Here is a 15309-nt window from a genome sequence, read left to right as displayed (position 1 = left end):
CTGTTCACTAAAAAGGTCAATTGTTTTTTGGAACACTTTGTTAAACAATGCTATTTTTTTACATGGAGAGTATTGTTTTTCTCCAGTAATGATTTATTTTTTGTCTCAATAAGGACATCAGGAATACAGTTACCACCCAGCTGCTATTAGTGAAAACTTGTGCCTGAAATCGAACTAATTGTTATATAAGTGTAGTGATTTAACTGCCGTTCGCTTGACTATACACTCTGCTTAAAATTATAGAAATCAAATAGTGAACCACAATCTTGCATATAATAAAGAAATCATTAGTGCATTGACAAATTGTTTGATATGATAGGTATGCTAAATAAGCGCAAGGGAATGGTTTATTAGTGAAAAATACGATAAATGTGTTAAAAGAAAAAGTAATTTTAGTTGGTTGTCAGTTTCAAACAGATATTGATGAACAATTTTACTATTCTATGGATGAATTAGCATCATTAACGAAAACTGCAAATGGTGAAGTTGTCATGACTCTTACCCAAAAACGAGATCGTCCACATCCAGCGACATATATTGGAAAAGGAAAAGTAGACGAATTATTGAGTCTTACTGAACAGTTTGAGCCAGATATTATCATATTCAATGATGAACTTTCACCAAGCCAAATGCGTAATTTGTCCTCGACACTTGATGTGAGGATTATAGACAGGACACAGCTAATTTTAGATATATTTGCTGGCCGTGCCAAATCTAAAGAGGGTAAGCTACAAGTTGAGCTTGCTCAGTTACAATATTTGTTACCAAGATTAACGGGTCAAGGGATTGCCTTATCACGACAAGGCGGTGGTATAGGTACTAGAGGTCCTGGTGAAACTCAACTTGAAACAGACCGAAGACATATAAGAAACCGAATACATGAGATCAAACAGCAACTATCTACCGTTGTAAGACATCGTAACAGATATAGAGAAAGAAGAAAAAAGAATCAAGCTTTTCAAATCGCATTAGTAGGTTATACAAATGCTGGGAAATCGACAATCTTTAATCGCTTGACAACAGCAGGTAGTTTTGAAGAAGATTTATTATTTGCGACGTTAGATCCAATGACAAGAAAAGTATTACTGCCTTCAAATTACCAAGCTTTATTAACAGATACAGTCGGATTTATTCAGGATTTGCCAACAACACTGGTTGCCGCGTTTCGTTCTACGTTAGAAGAAGTAAAAGAGGCGAATTTAATATTGCATATTGTCGATAGCTCAAATGATGATTACGAAAATCATGAAACCACAGTATATGATTTGTTAGAGCAACTTGATGCAAATGAAATTCCGATATTAACTGTATACAATAAAAAAGATCAGACACCAGCAACCTTTGTTCCTACACCAAATGAAGAATATGTCCAAATCAGTGCTTTTTCTAATGATGATTTGCAACTATTATTAAATAGAATTGAAAAAGTGATGAAAGAAGTAATGGACCATTATAGTGTGCAAGTTCCGGCAGGTGAAGGGAACATGATAGCTAGATTAAAGTCTGAAACCCTTATTGAAAAATTATCGTTTAATGAAGCTGAAGAAACATATGAGATAGATGGATATGTGGTACCAACACATTCAATTGCAAGACAACTAGAGGAATATAACTGAGAGGGAATAACATGTTAAATTTATTAGAACATGGGGCAGCGCTTGCCCCGTTAGTGCAAAAAGTAGAAGATAAGATAAAGTCAGTTTTTGAAAACATAGATAGGCGTGCAGAAGAAAATCAATTTAGAGTTTTGAAAAGCTTCCAAGAACACCGTGTCAGTGATTCTCATTTTATCCCAACAACAGGATATGGCTATGATGACATCGGAAGAGATACTCTTGAAGCGATTTATGCAGAGGTTTTTGGTGGAGAGTCAGGTCTAGTAAGACCGCAAATTATTTCAGGGACCCATGCCATTTCGATTGCATTATTTGGTGTATTAAGACCAGGTGATGAACTTATATATATTACAGGTAAGCCATATGATACCCTAGAAGAAATTGTTGGTATAAGGGGTAAGGGAATCGGTTCTTTAAAGGAATATAACATTGGCTATCAAACTGTAGATTTATTAGACAATGGTCAAGTGAATTTTGAAGAAATAAAGTCTAGGATAACTTCAAAAACAAAAATGATTGGGATACAGCGCTCAAAAGGATATGCAAATAGGCCTTCATTTACAATTAGCGAAATAAAAGAAATGATTGACTTTGTAAGAAGTATTAAAGAAGATATTGTGATTTTTGTAGATAATTGCTATGGTGAATTTGTAGAAACACTTGAACCATGTCATGTTGGAGCTGATTTAATCGCTGGTTCATTGATTAAAAATCCCGGAGGTGGAATAGCTAAAACGGGAGGTTATCTTGTTGGTAAGAAAACAATAGTAGAGTCTTGTTCATATCGACTAACTTCACCAGGAATCGGCGCTGAAGCTGGAGCATCTCTATATAGTCTGCAAGAGATGTATCAAGGATACTTTTTGGCGCCACATGTTGTCGGACAAGCATTAAAAGGTGCTATTTTTACAGCAGCATTTTTAGAGGAGCTTGGTTTAAAAACGAATCCGTCATGGGATAGTATGAGAACGGATTTAATTCAATCAGTACAATTTGATGATCCTGATAAAATGATTGCATTCTGCCAGGCAATTCAGTATGCATCGCCAATAAACTCACATGTTACACCATATCCTAATTACATGCCTGGTTACGAAGATGACGTGATTATGGCAGCGGGAACATTCATACAAGGTGCTAGTATTGAATTGTCAGCAGATGGTCCAATTAGATCACCATATGTAGCATATGTTCAAGGTGGACTTACATATTCACATGTGAAAATAGCAGTTTGCACCGCTGTAAATTCATTAATTGAGAAGAAATTAATCTATATTAATCATTTTTAAAGAGATAAGTTGTTTATATTTTTAGGAATCTCACAATATAAATACCCTAATAAATGTAAAATAGTAAAATGCAGCAGAGTTTACGAAAATAGCCGGTATATTAAACTTAATATCTGATGTTATATTTTCTAACATATCGTTGACACATAATCTAACGTGATGTATAATAAAATTACAACAAAAGAGGAGCGAATAACATGAGTGATAATATACGACGCTCAATGCCCCTATTTCCCATTGGAATTGTGATGCAACTGACCGAACTATCTGCTAGACAAATTCGCTATTATGAAGAGAATGAATTAATTTTCCCTGCTAGAACTGAAACAAATAGAAGACTTTTTTCTTTTAATGATGTCGATAAATTGTTAGAGATTCGTAATTTAATTGAACAAGGTGTCAACTTAGCAGGGATAAAAGAAATATTCTCGAGAAATGATAATCTAAAAGCGAATGAAACTGAAGAAGTAGATTCAACAAAAGTTGAAAAAACAAATCTTAGTGATGCAGAACTTCGAAAATTGCTAAAATCAGAACTAATGCAGGCAGGTCGTTTTAACCGTCCAACACTAAGACATGGAGATATGTCAAGATTTTTCAATTAGCTTATGAGTAATATATTAATCATAAAATATTTAAAGGTTGGAGAGGATTTGGATGTCTAAATATTCAAGAGAAGATATTATTAACTTAGTGAAAGAAAATAACGTTAAGTACATTCGTCTACAATTTACAGATGTATTAGGAACAATAAAAAACGTAGAAATTCCAGTTAGTCAACTTGATAAAGCAATGGATAATAAAATGATGTTTGACGGTTCATCAATCGAGGGATTTGTACGTATTGAAGAATCAGATATGTACTTATATCCGGACTTAGACACATTTGTTATTTTTCCATGGACAGCAGAAAAAGGAAAAGTTGCTCGTTTTATCTGTGATATATACAGTCCTGATGGTACTCCTTTCTCTGGTGACCCACGAAATAATCTACGTCGATTATTAGCTGAAATGGAAGAGTTAGGATTTACTGATTTTAATTTAGGACCAGAACCTGAGTTCTTCTTATTCAAGCTAGATGAGAAAGGTGAACCTACATTAGAATTGAATGATAATGGCGGGTACTTCGACTTAGCGCCTACCGATTTAGGTGAAAATTGCCGTCGCGATATCGTGTTAGAACTTGAAGAAATGGGCTTTGAGATTGAGGCATCACATCATGAGGTAGCTCCAGGGCAACATGAAATAGATTTCAAATATGCGGATGCAATTAAAGCTTGTGATGACATACAAACTTTTAAATTGGTTGTAAAAACAATCGCACGCAAACATGGTTTACACGCAACATTCATGCCAAAACCATTATTTGGTGTTAATGGTTCAGGAATGCATATGAACTTATCTTTATTCCGCAATGGAGAAAATGCATTCCTAGATACAAATTCTGAACTACAATTAAGTGAGACAGCTAGACAATTTATAGCTGGAATTATTAAGCATGCGCCAGCGTTTACAGCAGTAACGAATCCTACTGTTAACTCATACAAACGATTAGTTCCAGGTTATGAAGCACCATGTTATGTTGCGTGGTCTGCTCAAAATAGAAGTCCTTTAGTTCGTATACCTGCTTCTCGTGGTTTAAGTACTCGTGTTGAGGTTCGTAGTGTTGACCCTGCAGCAAATCCTTATTTAGCAATGAGTGTACTACTAGCTGCTGGTTTAGACGGAATTAAAAATAAGCTACAAGCACCTAAACCAATCGACCGCAATATTTATGTGATGTCAAAAGAAGAGCGAATTGAGAATGGTATCGTAGACTTACCAGCAACACTAGCTCAAGCGTTAGACTTGTTAAAAACAGACGGCATTATGAAACATGCTTTAGGCGAACACCTATTCGAGCATTTCATTGAAGCAAAAGAAATTGAATGGGATATGTTCCGTACGCAAGTCCACCCATGGGAAAGAGAACAATACATGCAAATGTATTAATACTAGAGAAGGTGACTCAAACTTAGTGCTAGACCTCCTAACACTAAATATAGATGAAAGCGCGGCTTGAAGACTATATTTAGGAGTGTGGAGGTCCTGACACTTTTGAATCACCTTTTTTTATTTCGGTGTTTTTTAAACTATTAAGCACCATTTTATAACGTTTAATAGATTCATATAAAAGTAACCTTTAAATATAAAAAAATGCTTGCTAGAAGCAAGCATTAATGAATTGTACGATATACACCAATCACTTTACCCAAGATACTAACATTTCTCAAAATGATAGGTTCCATCGTAGAATTTTCGGGTTGTAAACGAATATAATCTTTTTCCTTGAAGAACCGTTTGCAAGTAGCTTCATCTTCTTCAGTCATAGCAACGACGATATCTCCGTTGTTAGCGGTTGGTTGTTGTCTCACAATAACCATATCACCATCTAAAATACCGGCTTCAATCATACTTTCTCCCATAATTTCCAACATGAAAATATGTTCGTCCTCACCAACATATCTATCTGGAAGCGGGAAATACTCTTCTATATTTTCTATCGCGGTAATAGGTGAACCGGCCGTGACTTTCCCGATAACAGGAACATTGATAACCTTACTTTTAGGAATATGTAGCGAGTCTTCATCAAGTATCTCAATTGCTCTAGGTTTTGTAGGGTCACGTCTAATTAAACCTTTTGATTCTAATCGTGCTAAATGTCCATGTACAGTTGAACTTGACGCTAGGCCAACAGCCTCACCGATTTCTCTTACTGAAGGGGGATAGCCCTTCTTTTGTACTTCATCTTTAATAAAATTTAATATGTCTTGCTGTCGCTTTGATAGTTTCGTCATCCTCTGTGACACCTCGGATTCCATTAATATATCCTATATTATAACATCATATTACTACTAGTACAAACATAAGTTCGAAATAACACTTGACTGGAACCTTTGTTCGTATTATATTAATCTATATAAAATACGAACATATATTCTTATGAGGTGAATTACTATGAAAATATCAACTGTCGCATATGTTTTTTCATTTTTTATCGTTTTTGTTTTGATGACAGGGGCACTAATTTATACTAATAATAGTAATGTTAATTTGGAGCAATTTGCTAAAATCGAAATCTCAGAAGGTGATAGTCTATGGGCGATTGCTGAAAAATATGATGGATTTACAGGTTACTCTAAACAAGAGTTTATAAAATGGGTACAGGAAAAAAATGAGATAAATTCTACAACAATTAAACCTGGACAATATGTCATTGTTCCAATAGAAAAGGAACATACGTATCAAATCGCCAGTGAATAATAAACGAGGAAGGAAAAAATAATGAATGCAGTCATATATTGTCGTGTAAGTACGGATAAATCTTCACAAGATAGTTCTTTAGAAAGACAAAAAAAGGAACTGGTAGAGCTTGCAGAAGTCCATAAAATCAACATCATCAAAATCATTGAAGAGCGTCACAGTGGATATGATGTTGATAGGGATGGAATAATTGAAGCATTAGCACTTTTGAAAGAAAAGAAAGCAGATACTTTGTTAGTACAGGATGATACTAGATTAGGAAGAGGTCATGCTAAGATAGCTCTAATGCATGAGATTACAAAAATGAATTGCCGGATTTTTACACTAAGCGAAAAAGGTGAACCAGAATTATCAGAGAGCGACCTAATGGTTCTGAAGATATTAGCAACCGTTGAGGAATTTCAACGTAAGCTCGTTAATTATAAAATCAAAAGAGGAATGAACAGAGCGATAAAAAATGGCTATAAACCTGAGAGGAATTTGTCTAATATAAACTATAGTGATGGTAGAGATAGAATTGACGTACCCATTGAGGAAATAGTTAAGCTTCGAAATAAAAACTTAACTTTTCAAGAAATTGCATCTACTTTACGAGGTGTTGGTTATAATGTTAGCAAAGCAACAGTACATAGAAGATATAAAGAATATATCGATAAACAGTAACAAACTATTAATAGGCGTATAAGACATTGAAGTTGTCATTTATTCATTCATTTAGTAAGATGACATATAGTTAACTTAATAAATAAAAGGGGAATCATGATGCTGTCAAAAGATAAACTAAGTCGAATAAATGAACTATCAAAGAAATCAAAAGAAGTTGGATTAAATTCCGAAGAAAAAAATGAACAACAAGAATTACGACAACAATATTTAAAAGCTTTCCGTTCTTCAATGAAAACTACACTGAAAGGTGTTACTGTTGTTGATCCGAATGGAAACGATGTGACTCCGCAAAAGTTAAAAGATGAAAAGAAATCTAACTTACATTAAAATGTATCATTTGATAAAAAACAAATTAATTAAAGTATATTAAAGGGCGCGGGTTTCACGTTTTTTACTACTGTTTATGGCGAATGAGACATTTCTTCTACTTAAAAACCGTTAGTTTTGCAGGTGAATATTGTATCTTAGAGAAATATGATAACTTCGACAAAAATAGTGGCTTCTCTCTCCAACTTAAGACAAATATTGCTTCTCTATTCTTTTATAATATTAGTACAAGAAAATAGAGGAGGATGTATTGTGAGGCACTATTATATTTATTTAATAGAAGAAGAATTTGCAAGTCATTATTTTGGTCGTGAATCCAAAATATTTCATCTTTTTCAAGACTTTCATTGGACAACCGTACGCTCTCAACATACTGAAACAATTGAAAGACAAATAAATTATATTACAAAGCCTATTCCTACTTTATTTATCCATCAATTAATATCAACTCAGTTGAAGAATAGAAAGGAATATCAAAGGAATGAACAACTCCACCTATTGAAATTATCTGGGGGCCGTGGGAACGCAACACTTATAGTAAAAGACCATTACCTTGAACTGTCCTCTGATGGTAATTTTGAAGGAGAAACAATATTTTTTGAAGTATTAAGAAAGTTTGACCCTTGTTTTTTTGCTATGGATATACAAAATAATAAATACGGTTGGTTAAACCCAATTAAAGAAAGAAACTATGTATAAAAAATAAATTGACCATAGTGAGGCGGGGAGTGCCTGCCTTATTTGTGTGACATCAAACTGTCTTAATACTTCACATGTAACATCATAATCATTAAAATAAATGAATAACGTGGATACTTGTAGCTGCAATGGATGAGTATGTTGAATAATTATGTGGTAGAGTTCATATAGAATAGCCTTCATAGTAAATACATTTAGTATGTGTACCGATTAACACGCTGATTACTTTTAACATTTATAAACGTATCTCAGTTTCACTTATAATAAAGACTTATGACAGTTTATTTATTTAAAAATGAAGAAATTATCTAGCAAATGTTGTATAATAACTTAGGGTTTAGTACACTGTAAAGTAGACAACATGAAGGAGGAAAAATAATGGAATTATGGGTTGGTATTCTAGTAGGCATAATTGCGCTGCTTGCCGGTGTTGCACTAGGATTTTTCATTGCGAGAAAATATATGATGAATTATTTAAAGAAAAATCCGCCTATTAATGAACAAATGTTAAAAATGATGATGATGCAAATGGGTATGAAGCCATCGCAGAAGAAAATTAATCAAATGATGAAAGCAATGCAGGGACAAATGAAGTAACGAAAAAACTATATTAATTCTTTAGAGATACAGTGGAATTGCTGACCTTTTTCGGTGCTTTTCACTGCTATTTTACTTTGTTAAGGCGGTTACTTGCATCTGTACGTTAAGGGACGGAAATGATTAATGTATTTGCCATTATCAAATTGCTTTTAACTAACTTTAATATTAGGTTACGATGAATTTACTTGCCAAAAAATCCACAATTACTATATATAAGGTAATGTGGATTTTTTAATGTATACTTGTTATTGTTTTAAAAAGTTTGATATTTGTGTTCTTAGTGAGGTTTTGCATTTATTTACGGTTATCTAATTTTTTTGATTATCTATTACTGTTTAGTTTCATTTTATTATTTTTTATATATTCTGTGAGTAAGACGTCCAATTCTTGGCTAAACTTTATAGATATGTTTGAATTTATACCATTTTTTTGAACGATGTCAATTAATTCTTTTCGCTTCCGTTCAATAATGGTGAGCATTTCATTGTTTGACACTAGTACATGTCCTTTCTATTAGATAGTTATTTATTTAGAGTATACATCCTTATGGAAAAAAATTCAAAGGGGAATAATAAAAAGTCCTTATTTTAAGATAAAAGATTTTCTTGTCAATATACTTTACATAGGGTTTACAAAATTACTAGTAACTTCTATAAAATTGAGTTTGTGCAAAATAATTGATCGTAAACTTCTAATTTGGAGAGGGCATATACATAACTGTTCAAAACCTACAATATATTTAATCAATTGATAAAACAAGAATCCTTATTAAGTATTTGGATGCAGTAAAATAGTCCTTTTGAATGATTACCAAAAGATTTGCAATTTTGAGCCGAATTTACTATAATTTTTAAGGGATTTTGCTATAATGAATGTAACTGTTATACATAATTATTTTGTTAGAAGGCTATAACCGAATGCTCGATAGTTTATCACAAAAGAAGTGAAACAATTACCAGATCATATAGATATCATATATTTTTGAGGAGGAACTATGCGCATGGCGAAGATACTAATAGTTGATGATGCAAAGTTTATGAGAATAACCTTATCAAATATATTATTAAAGGCAAATCATGAAGTTGTTGGTGAAGCGGAAAATGGAGCTGAAGCTGTAAAACTCTTTGAGGAAGAAAAGCCTGATTTAGTTACGATGGATATTACAATGCCTGAGATGAATGGAATAGAAGCACTAAAGGAAATTAAAGGGAAATTTCCTGAAGCTAAAATTATTATGTGTTCAGCTATGGGGCAACAAAAAATGGTTGTTGAAGCAATTGAAGCAGGTGCAAAGGACTTTATTGTAAAGCCATTTGATGAGAATCGAGTAATTGAAGCAATTGACAGAGTTTTAGGATAAGTAATGAACCATTTAGGGGAATAAACTTAAATGGTTTTTATTTTGCTCATTATTAAAAAATCTTGATAACAGAAAATATTTAATCTGGAAGATTACTTCTTTTAATTATCAGATACTAGTAGGTAATTCTCTATAAATAGTTTATACTATTACTAGTCAGTTGTCTTAGTAAAGGATTGGTTTGAATGCTTACAGTTATACCTACAGTGCTTGCGGTTTTTATGGCAATACTCGTCATATTTATAAGAATGAAATCACAAAATAAACCTGCAACAGCAAAAAAAATCATACTACCACCTATTTTTATGAGTACAGGGGCATTAATGTTTTTACATCCTATGTTCCGGGTAACAACTTCAGAGTTTTTTGAAGCGTTATTAGTTGGTATGTTTTTTTCTATTTTCTTAATTAAGACGTCAAAATTTGAAATTAGAGATAATCATATTTATTTAAAAAGGTCAAAATCTTTTCCATTTATATTAATTGGACTTTTAATAATTCGAATCATTATGAAAACAGTATTAAGTGCGTCAATTGATATTGGTGAGCTAAGTGGAATGTTCTGGATCCTCGCGTTTGGGATGATTGTTCCATGGCGAATAGCAATGTATCTGATGTATAAAAAGGTGAAGAGTCAGCTGGAAGGATCTTCAAATATCCCAACACTTTAATAAGGTTATTTACAACGAGGGTTATTATAGTCTTATACCACCATATGGATAAAAGTCGTTAGTGTAACCGTAGCTTAGTGAAGGCAAGTTGTCTATAAACATGGTTAAAAAAGCTGTCACAGTGTTACGAAGTGACAGCTTTTTTCATCGAGAAAAAAATAATAGCAAGTTTCATATAAAGTTCAATGTATGTAATAAACATTAGAAAAGAGCTTTATATGAAGAGTAATCAATTTGCTTTTCATTTAATCTTTTTATTAAGAATTTATGGTCTCGTTTCGGTGTTGCCATAATATAACCTCTTATTACTAAATCAATTGTAATATAAGGTGCCTTCTCTTTTAAAGCAAGTTGACCGATTTTTCCAGCTATTTTTGCACGGGCTACATCTCGAAAAAGCTCTGGTACAGGCTCAACAAGTTCTTCTAATAATTCTTTTTCAGATTGTTGCCAAAGATTTTTTGTTTTTTTGATGTAATAATCTTGCCAATCTAAATCTGATTTTCCATCCTCTTTCGGCAGTCTTTGTAAAAATTTGCGGAACATAAAAAAACCACCAATTGCTAGCATGGAAACGAGGAATACAACCCAAAATAATATAAACCAAAGGAACCAACCTTCTAAAACCATCGTATCACCTCATATCTATAATTGTATGAATCATTGCCGACCATAGGCTTGATATTCTTCAGTTAATAGGAGAATTGCTTTCTTAACAGCTTCTACTTTAACCTTATCATAAGCACTTGTAACTAAATGGTCTAATTCAGCTTGAACATGAAAAAGTGAATTTTCGTGAAAGATATCAAGTCGAATTGTACCAACCTCTGTTGGTAGAAAGACAAGTTCGCAAGATTGCAACAAGATATATTCCTCCTAATAGCTTTTATAATATATAAAATGTAATTCCTTTTAAAGTGCCATTTTAGTCTATTATAGGCAAAGCAAAGGAATCCTGAGAAACTTACTAACTGTACCACTGAATGAAGCCTGAGTAAAGTTGATTTTTTATAGCCATATACTCCGTAGAACATTACAACACTATTTACTCGGTATAAGTTTACCTTTAATTAATAGAAGTTGAGATTAAAAATAGGAAAAATACCTTAACTTTATTTTTCTGCTTAAAGCTAATACAATAATAGCAAATTCCAGGGAAAACTTCACTTTATTTTTAATTTGTAAATAAAAAAGTGCCTGATAAAAAATCAGACACCTGTCCCTCCCGATCCGTACATGGTTAAGTGTCCCGCAACAAGCGAAAAGATTCGGGAGGAACAATATTATTATACACTTTTAAAAGGAAAAAATGCACTTTAAAATTATTTAAATCAAAACGTATGTAATGTATAAGTAATATAATTTTGATATCATGGAATGGTACAGTAGAATAGGAAGGATGATATTAATGAAAACTCAGGTTGCAGTGCAATTATTTACATTACAAAATGAATGTGAACGAGATTTTACTGGAACATTAGAAAAAGTGGCATCACTTGGATTTAATGGAGTAGAATTAGCGGGTTACTGGGGAATGGAAGCAAAAGATTTAAAAACAATTCTCGAAAAATTAAACTTGAAAGCAGTTAGCAGTCACGTACCTCTTGAAAGATTACTAAATAATATAGAAGCAGAGTTAGAGTATTTAAAAGTACTAGATTGTAAGCATATTGTATGTCCATATTTATTTGAAGATGAGCGTAATGATTACGCACAATTAGCTACTCAGTTAGATAAAATTGGTGAGCTTGCTTTGCAAAAGGGAATTAGTTTGAGCTACCATAATCATGATTTTGAACTAGAAAAGATAGATGGAAAAACAAAACTTGAACGTTTATTTGCAGAGACGAACCCTAAGTTAGTGAAGGCTGAATTAGATGTATATTGGTTGACTTTAGCAGGTGAAGACCCATTAGCATGGATTGAAAAGTACACCGGACGTATTCCGTTAATTCACTTAAAAGATATGACAACAGATGATGAAAAGGCCTTTGCAGAATTGGGTACGGGTGGTGTAAAGATTAATGAAATAGTAAATAAATGTGCAGGTACTGGTGTCGAGTGGTTTATCATTGAGCAGGATAAATGTAAGCGCTCCCCGTTCGAAAGTATTACACAAAGTATCCAATATTTAAAAGGATTAATGTAAGAACGTAACGATAATTCAAAAATTGAGTGGGGGATAATATTGAGTAAAATAAATATTGGATTTATTGGTGCAGGGGCAATAGGAAATGTACATTTATCTACATTTAGTAAGCTTTCAGACGAAGTTTCATTACGAGGAATAACGGATTACAGCCTAGGCTTGGCAGAACAAAAAGCTGCCGAATATAGTGTGGAGAAGGTATATTCAGATGTAGATTCACTATTACTTGACCCACTAATTGATGCTGTAATTATCGGAGTTCCAAATAAATGGCATGCTTCAATTACAATCGCTGCATTAAAGGCTGGTAAACATGTTCTTGTTGAAAAACCGATGGGAATAAATAGTGAAGATGCTAAAGCTATAGTCAGGGTACAACGCGAAACAGGTAAAATTGTTATGGTTGGCCATCAAATGAGATGGCAATGGCAAGTTCGCCAAATTGAAGAACAAGTTTCAAAGGGTGCGTTAGGAAACATTTACCATGCAAAAGCAGGATGGTATCGTAGGAAAGGGATACCTGGATGGGGAAGTTGGTTTACTAGAAAAGAGGACGCTGGTGGTGGCCCGTTAATTGATATCGGGGTTCATATGCTTGATTTAGCACTCTATTTAATGGGGAATCCGAAACCGGTTTCTGTTTATGGGGCAACATACGCAGAATTTGGACCTAAGAAAAAAGGAATAGGTAACTGGGGTACCCCAAATTGGGACGGTTATTATGATGTGGAAGACTTGGCAACAGCGTTAATAAAGATGGATAACGGTTCTATACTATCGCTCGAAGTAAGTTGGGCTGTACATATGGATACAAATAACGATCCGTTTATCCACTTGATGGGTTCAAATGGTGGGGCAGCGATTAATAGTCATACAGCGAAAATCTTAACTGAACAATTTGACAGTGCGATAGATATAGAGCTTACGAAAACGGATGACATTGAAGACCGCATCCTGCTTAGCGAACATTTTATTGAGTGTATTCGTGAAAATAAACAACCAATTACATCTGCGATGAGTGGATTAACGAATAATTTAATCCTTGATGCAATTTATGAATCATCCGAAACTGGACATGAAGTTTTATTAAATTGGGATATTTAATAATGTGATATTCATAATACAATATATTTAGTAATTTAATAGATTTCCAAAAATAATAGTGTCCACAACAATCATGCAAAATTGTAAGTGGACACTTTTTATTAACTTTTTTTAATTGTAGGAAAGATAAATTCGACTGTAGTACCTTTATTTAGCTCAGAAGTGACGTGGATTATAGCATGATGCAAATCTGCAATTCCCTTTGCGATATTCATACCTAATCCTTCACCTTCACTTCGCTCTTCCGTATTTATACCTCTATAATACCTTTCAAAAAGATTCTTAACAGTTTGTTCGTCCATTCCGATACCATCATCACTTATTTTTAAGACAACTTGCTCATCGTTATTAGTAGTAATAGAAATGATAATTCTTGTCCGAGCAGGATTATGTTTAATACTATTAAATATAATATTATTCAGCATCCGTTCAAACCATTTCACATCTGCACAAATAAATATAGGTTCTTTGTAGGGGTAGAAATCAAACTGGTAGTCTTGTAATGTTAAGTCCTTTCTGAATTTGTTAACAATTTCATGCACTAAATCATTTATTTCATGCTTTTCTAACGATAATGAGAAGGCGTTGTTTTTTATTCGGAATGCGAGTGTGAAGTCCTCAACTAGACGCAACATATGGTCACTTTTTTCAACTATTGTATCACCTATGTCTATTAATTCTTTTTCAGACCAAGTATACTGTCCGCTCCTTAAAAGATGACCATACCCTTGTATTGATGATAATGGAGTACGTAAGTCATGTGAAATGCCAGTCATCCACTCTTCTCTTGTTTTCTCGAGCCTGATTTTTTCCTTTTCAGACGCAGAAAGTCGTTCTGCCATTTTGTAGAAAGCGTTTATAACCTCAAGGTAAAGGCGATATCTTATTCTTACCTTACCGTTCTTTCTGAATATTTTTTGTCGTTCCTTCTCAGTTAGCACTTCTTCATATTGTTTCATTCCCATTCTTTCAAGCCAGCTTGTAAAGATAAAAAGTGGTTGACCGTAACGATATCCATTCCAGATAGATAACGAAATTGTGACTACAAATACGGAACAACAGATAATAATAATTGAAAATAGTATTTTTTCAATAATAGTATCTGCCGATAATTCTGCCTCTTTCTTAGGAGATAAATATATCCATGTATTTTTAGATTCAGGGTCATGGTATAGGGAAACTTCAGTTTTATATATACCAGGTTCTAAGTTTCTTTGTAGTAAGTCTAATGGTTTGTAAGATATTTCTTCAGATTTCTTAACTCCAATCGACTGAACGATTTCCCCTTTGTTATTAATAATGTTTAGAGAATTCCCCTGTTTCTTTAAAGTTGTTTGAACTGTAGTCAAGTCACTAGTTTTAATCACACCATTTTCATTATGCTTCTGATACAACTCTAATAATGAATCTTTATTTTTATCTTTATAACCTGAATCAATTTCATAATTCATTATTTTAAAGAAACACAGAACCACAGAATATTAGCTACTTAAATTTTTTTTAGTTGATGCCTGTTGAATAGGTG

The 15309-nt window shown here is 33.2% G+C and carries 18 protein-coding genes; 13 read left to right on the top strand and 5 right to left on the bottom strand.

What is annotated here, in order from left to right; all coding sequences use genetic code 11:
• Positions 1-371 precede the first annotated feature (371 nt).
• The 4 genes from hflX (at position 372) to glnA (ending at position 4897) form a co-directional block, all read left to right on the top strand.
• The gene (gene hflX / locus J2S19_RS07785; protein ID WP_307340134.1) at positions 372-1616 is read left to right on the top strand and encodes a GTPase HflX; all 1245 of its coding nucleotides are present in this window, start codon (positions 372-374) and stop codon (positions 1614-1616) included.
• An 11-nt stretch (positions 1617-1627) separates the two neighbouring features.
• The gene (locus J2S19_RS07780) at positions 1628-2905 is read left to right on the top strand and encodes a methionine gamma-lyase family protein (RefSeq protein ID WP_307339669.1); all 1278 of its coding nucleotides are present in this window, start codon (positions 1628-1630) and stop codon (positions 2903-2905) included.
• A 197-nt stretch (positions 2906-3102) separates the two neighbouring features.
• Entirely contained in the window at positions 3103-3510 is a 408-nt protein-coding gene (locus tag J2S19_RS07775) for a MerR family transcriptional regulator (protein ID WP_307339667.1), read from the top strand.
• Positions 3511-3562: 52 nt separating this feature from the next.
• Positions 3563-4897, top strand: a complete 1335-nt coding sequence (gene glnA, locus J2S19_RS07770; protein WP_307339664.1) for a type I glutamate--ammonia ligase — start codon at positions 3563-3565, stop codon at positions 4895-4897.
• Positions 4898-5121: 224 nt separating this feature from the next.
• Here glnA and lexA read toward each other — a convergent pair whose 3' ends face one another.
• Entirely contained in the window at positions 5122-5742 is a 621-nt protein-coding gene (lexA, locus tag J2S19_RS07765) for a transcriptional repressor LexA (protein ID WP_307339661.1), read from the bottom strand.
• Between the two features lie 160 nt (positions 5743-5902).
• On the opposite strand from lexA, the gene yneA reads away from it, so the two are divergent.
• The 5 genes from yneA (at position 5903) to J2S19_RS07740 (ending at position 8497) form a co-directional block, all read left to right on the top strand.
• The gene (gene yneA / locus J2S19_RS07760; RefSeq protein ID WP_307339658.1) at positions 5903-6208 is read left to right on the top strand and encodes a cell division suppressor protein YneA; all 306 of its coding nucleotides are present in this window, start codon (positions 5903-5905) and stop codon (positions 6206-6208) included.
• Positions 6209-6229: 21 nt separating this feature from the next.
• Entirely contained in the window at positions 6230-6871 is a 642-nt protein-coding gene (locus J2S19_RS07755; RefSeq protein ID WP_307339654.1) for a YneB family resolvase-like protein, read from the top strand.
• A 99-nt stretch (positions 6872-6970) separates the two neighbouring features.
• Positions 6971-7201, top strand: a complete 231-nt coding sequence (locus J2S19_RS07750) for a DUF896 domain-containing protein (RefSeq protein WP_307339651.1) — start codon at positions 6971-6973, stop codon at positions 7199-7201.
• A gap of 249 nt (positions 7202-7450) precedes the next feature.
• Positions 7451-7900 carry a sporulation inhibitor of replication protein SirA gene (sirA, locus tag J2S19_RS07745; RefSeq protein WP_307340129.1) on the top strand — a complete coding sequence of 150 codons (450 nt, stop codon included), beginning with the start codon at positions 7451-7453 and terminating at the stop codon, positions 7898-7900.
• A 378-nt stretch (positions 7901-8278) separates the two neighbouring features.
• Positions 8279-8497 carry a YneF family protein gene (locus J2S19_RS07740; RefSeq protein WP_307339649.1) on the top strand — a complete coding sequence of 73 codons (219 nt, stop codon included), beginning with the start codon at positions 8279-8281 and terminating at the stop codon, positions 8495-8497.
• A gap of 324 nt (positions 8498-8821) precedes the next feature.
• Here the strand turns inward: J2S19_RS07740 and J2S19_RS07735 are convergent, their stop codons facing one another.
• Positions 8822-8980 carry an aspartyl-phosphate phosphatase Spo0E family protein gene (locus tag J2S19_RS07735; RefSeq protein ID WP_307340126.1) on the bottom strand — a complete coding sequence of 53 codons (159 nt, stop codon included), beginning with the start codon at positions 8978-8980 and terminating at the stop codon, positions 8822-8824.
• 520 nt (positions 8981-9500) lie between these two features.
• Here J2S19_RS07735 and J2S19_RS07730 point away from each other — a divergent pair.
• A complete protein-coding gene (locus tag J2S19_RS07730; RefSeq protein WP_307339647.1) occupies positions 9501-9860 on the top strand; it encodes a response regulator in 360 nt (119 codons plus the stop codon).
• A 185-nt stretch (positions 9861-10045) separates the two neighbouring features.
• Entirely contained in the window at positions 10046-10531 is a 486-nt protein-coding gene (locus J2S19_RS07725; protein ID WP_307339644.1) for a CcdC family protein, read from the top strand.
• A 201-nt stretch (positions 10532-10732) separates the two neighbouring features.
• On the opposite strand, the gene J2S19_RS07720 is transcribed toward J2S19_RS07725, so the two are convergent.
• Together J2S19_RS07720 and J2S19_RS07715 are read right to left on the bottom strand one after the other, a co-directional pair.
• Positions 10733-11161, bottom strand: coding sequence for a DUF2621 family protein (locus tag J2S19_RS07720; RefSeq protein WP_307339643.1), 429 nt, complete (start codon positions 11159-11161; stop codon positions 10733-10735).
• Positions 11162-11191: 30 nt separating this feature from the next.
• Positions 11192-11395: a hypothetical protein gene (locus J2S19_RS07715; RefSeq protein ID WP_307339640.1), complete on the bottom strand. Its 204-nt coding sequence runs from the start codon at positions 11393-11395 to the stop codon at positions 11192-11194.
• A gap of 544 nt (positions 11396-11939) precedes the next feature.
• On the opposite strand from J2S19_RS07715, the gene J2S19_RS07710 reads away from it, so the two are divergent.
• On the top strand, positions 11940-12680 hold the full coding sequence (locus tag J2S19_RS07710) for a sugar phosphate isomerase/epimerase family protein (protein WP_307339637.1): 741 nt from the start codon (positions 11940-11942) through the stop codon (positions 12678-12680).
• A 36-nt stretch (positions 12681-12716) separates the two neighbouring features.
• Complete coding sequence (locus J2S19_RS07705) at positions 12717-13784, top strand: Gfo/Idh/MocA family protein (RefSeq protein ID WP_307340123.1); 1068 nt, start codon at positions 12717-12719, stop codon at positions 13782-13784.
• Between the two features lie 101 nt (positions 13785-13885).
• Here J2S19_RS07705 and J2S19_RS07700 read toward each other — a convergent pair whose 3' ends face one another.
• Positions 13886-15235: a sensor histidine kinase gene (locus J2S19_RS07700; RefSeq protein ID WP_307339634.1), complete on the bottom strand. Its 1350-nt coding sequence runs from the start codon at positions 15233-15235 to the stop codon at positions 13886-13888.
• Positions 15236-15309: the final 74 nt, after the last annotated feature.

Source organism: Metabacillus malikii, assembly GCF_030813355.1.
GTDB classification, from domain to species: Bacteria; Bacillota; Bacilli; order Bacillales; family Bacillaceae; genus Metabacillus; species Metabacillus malikii.
Note: the sequence above shows the minus strand (reverse complement) of the source record. Positions and strands in the feature narration are given on the sequence as shown.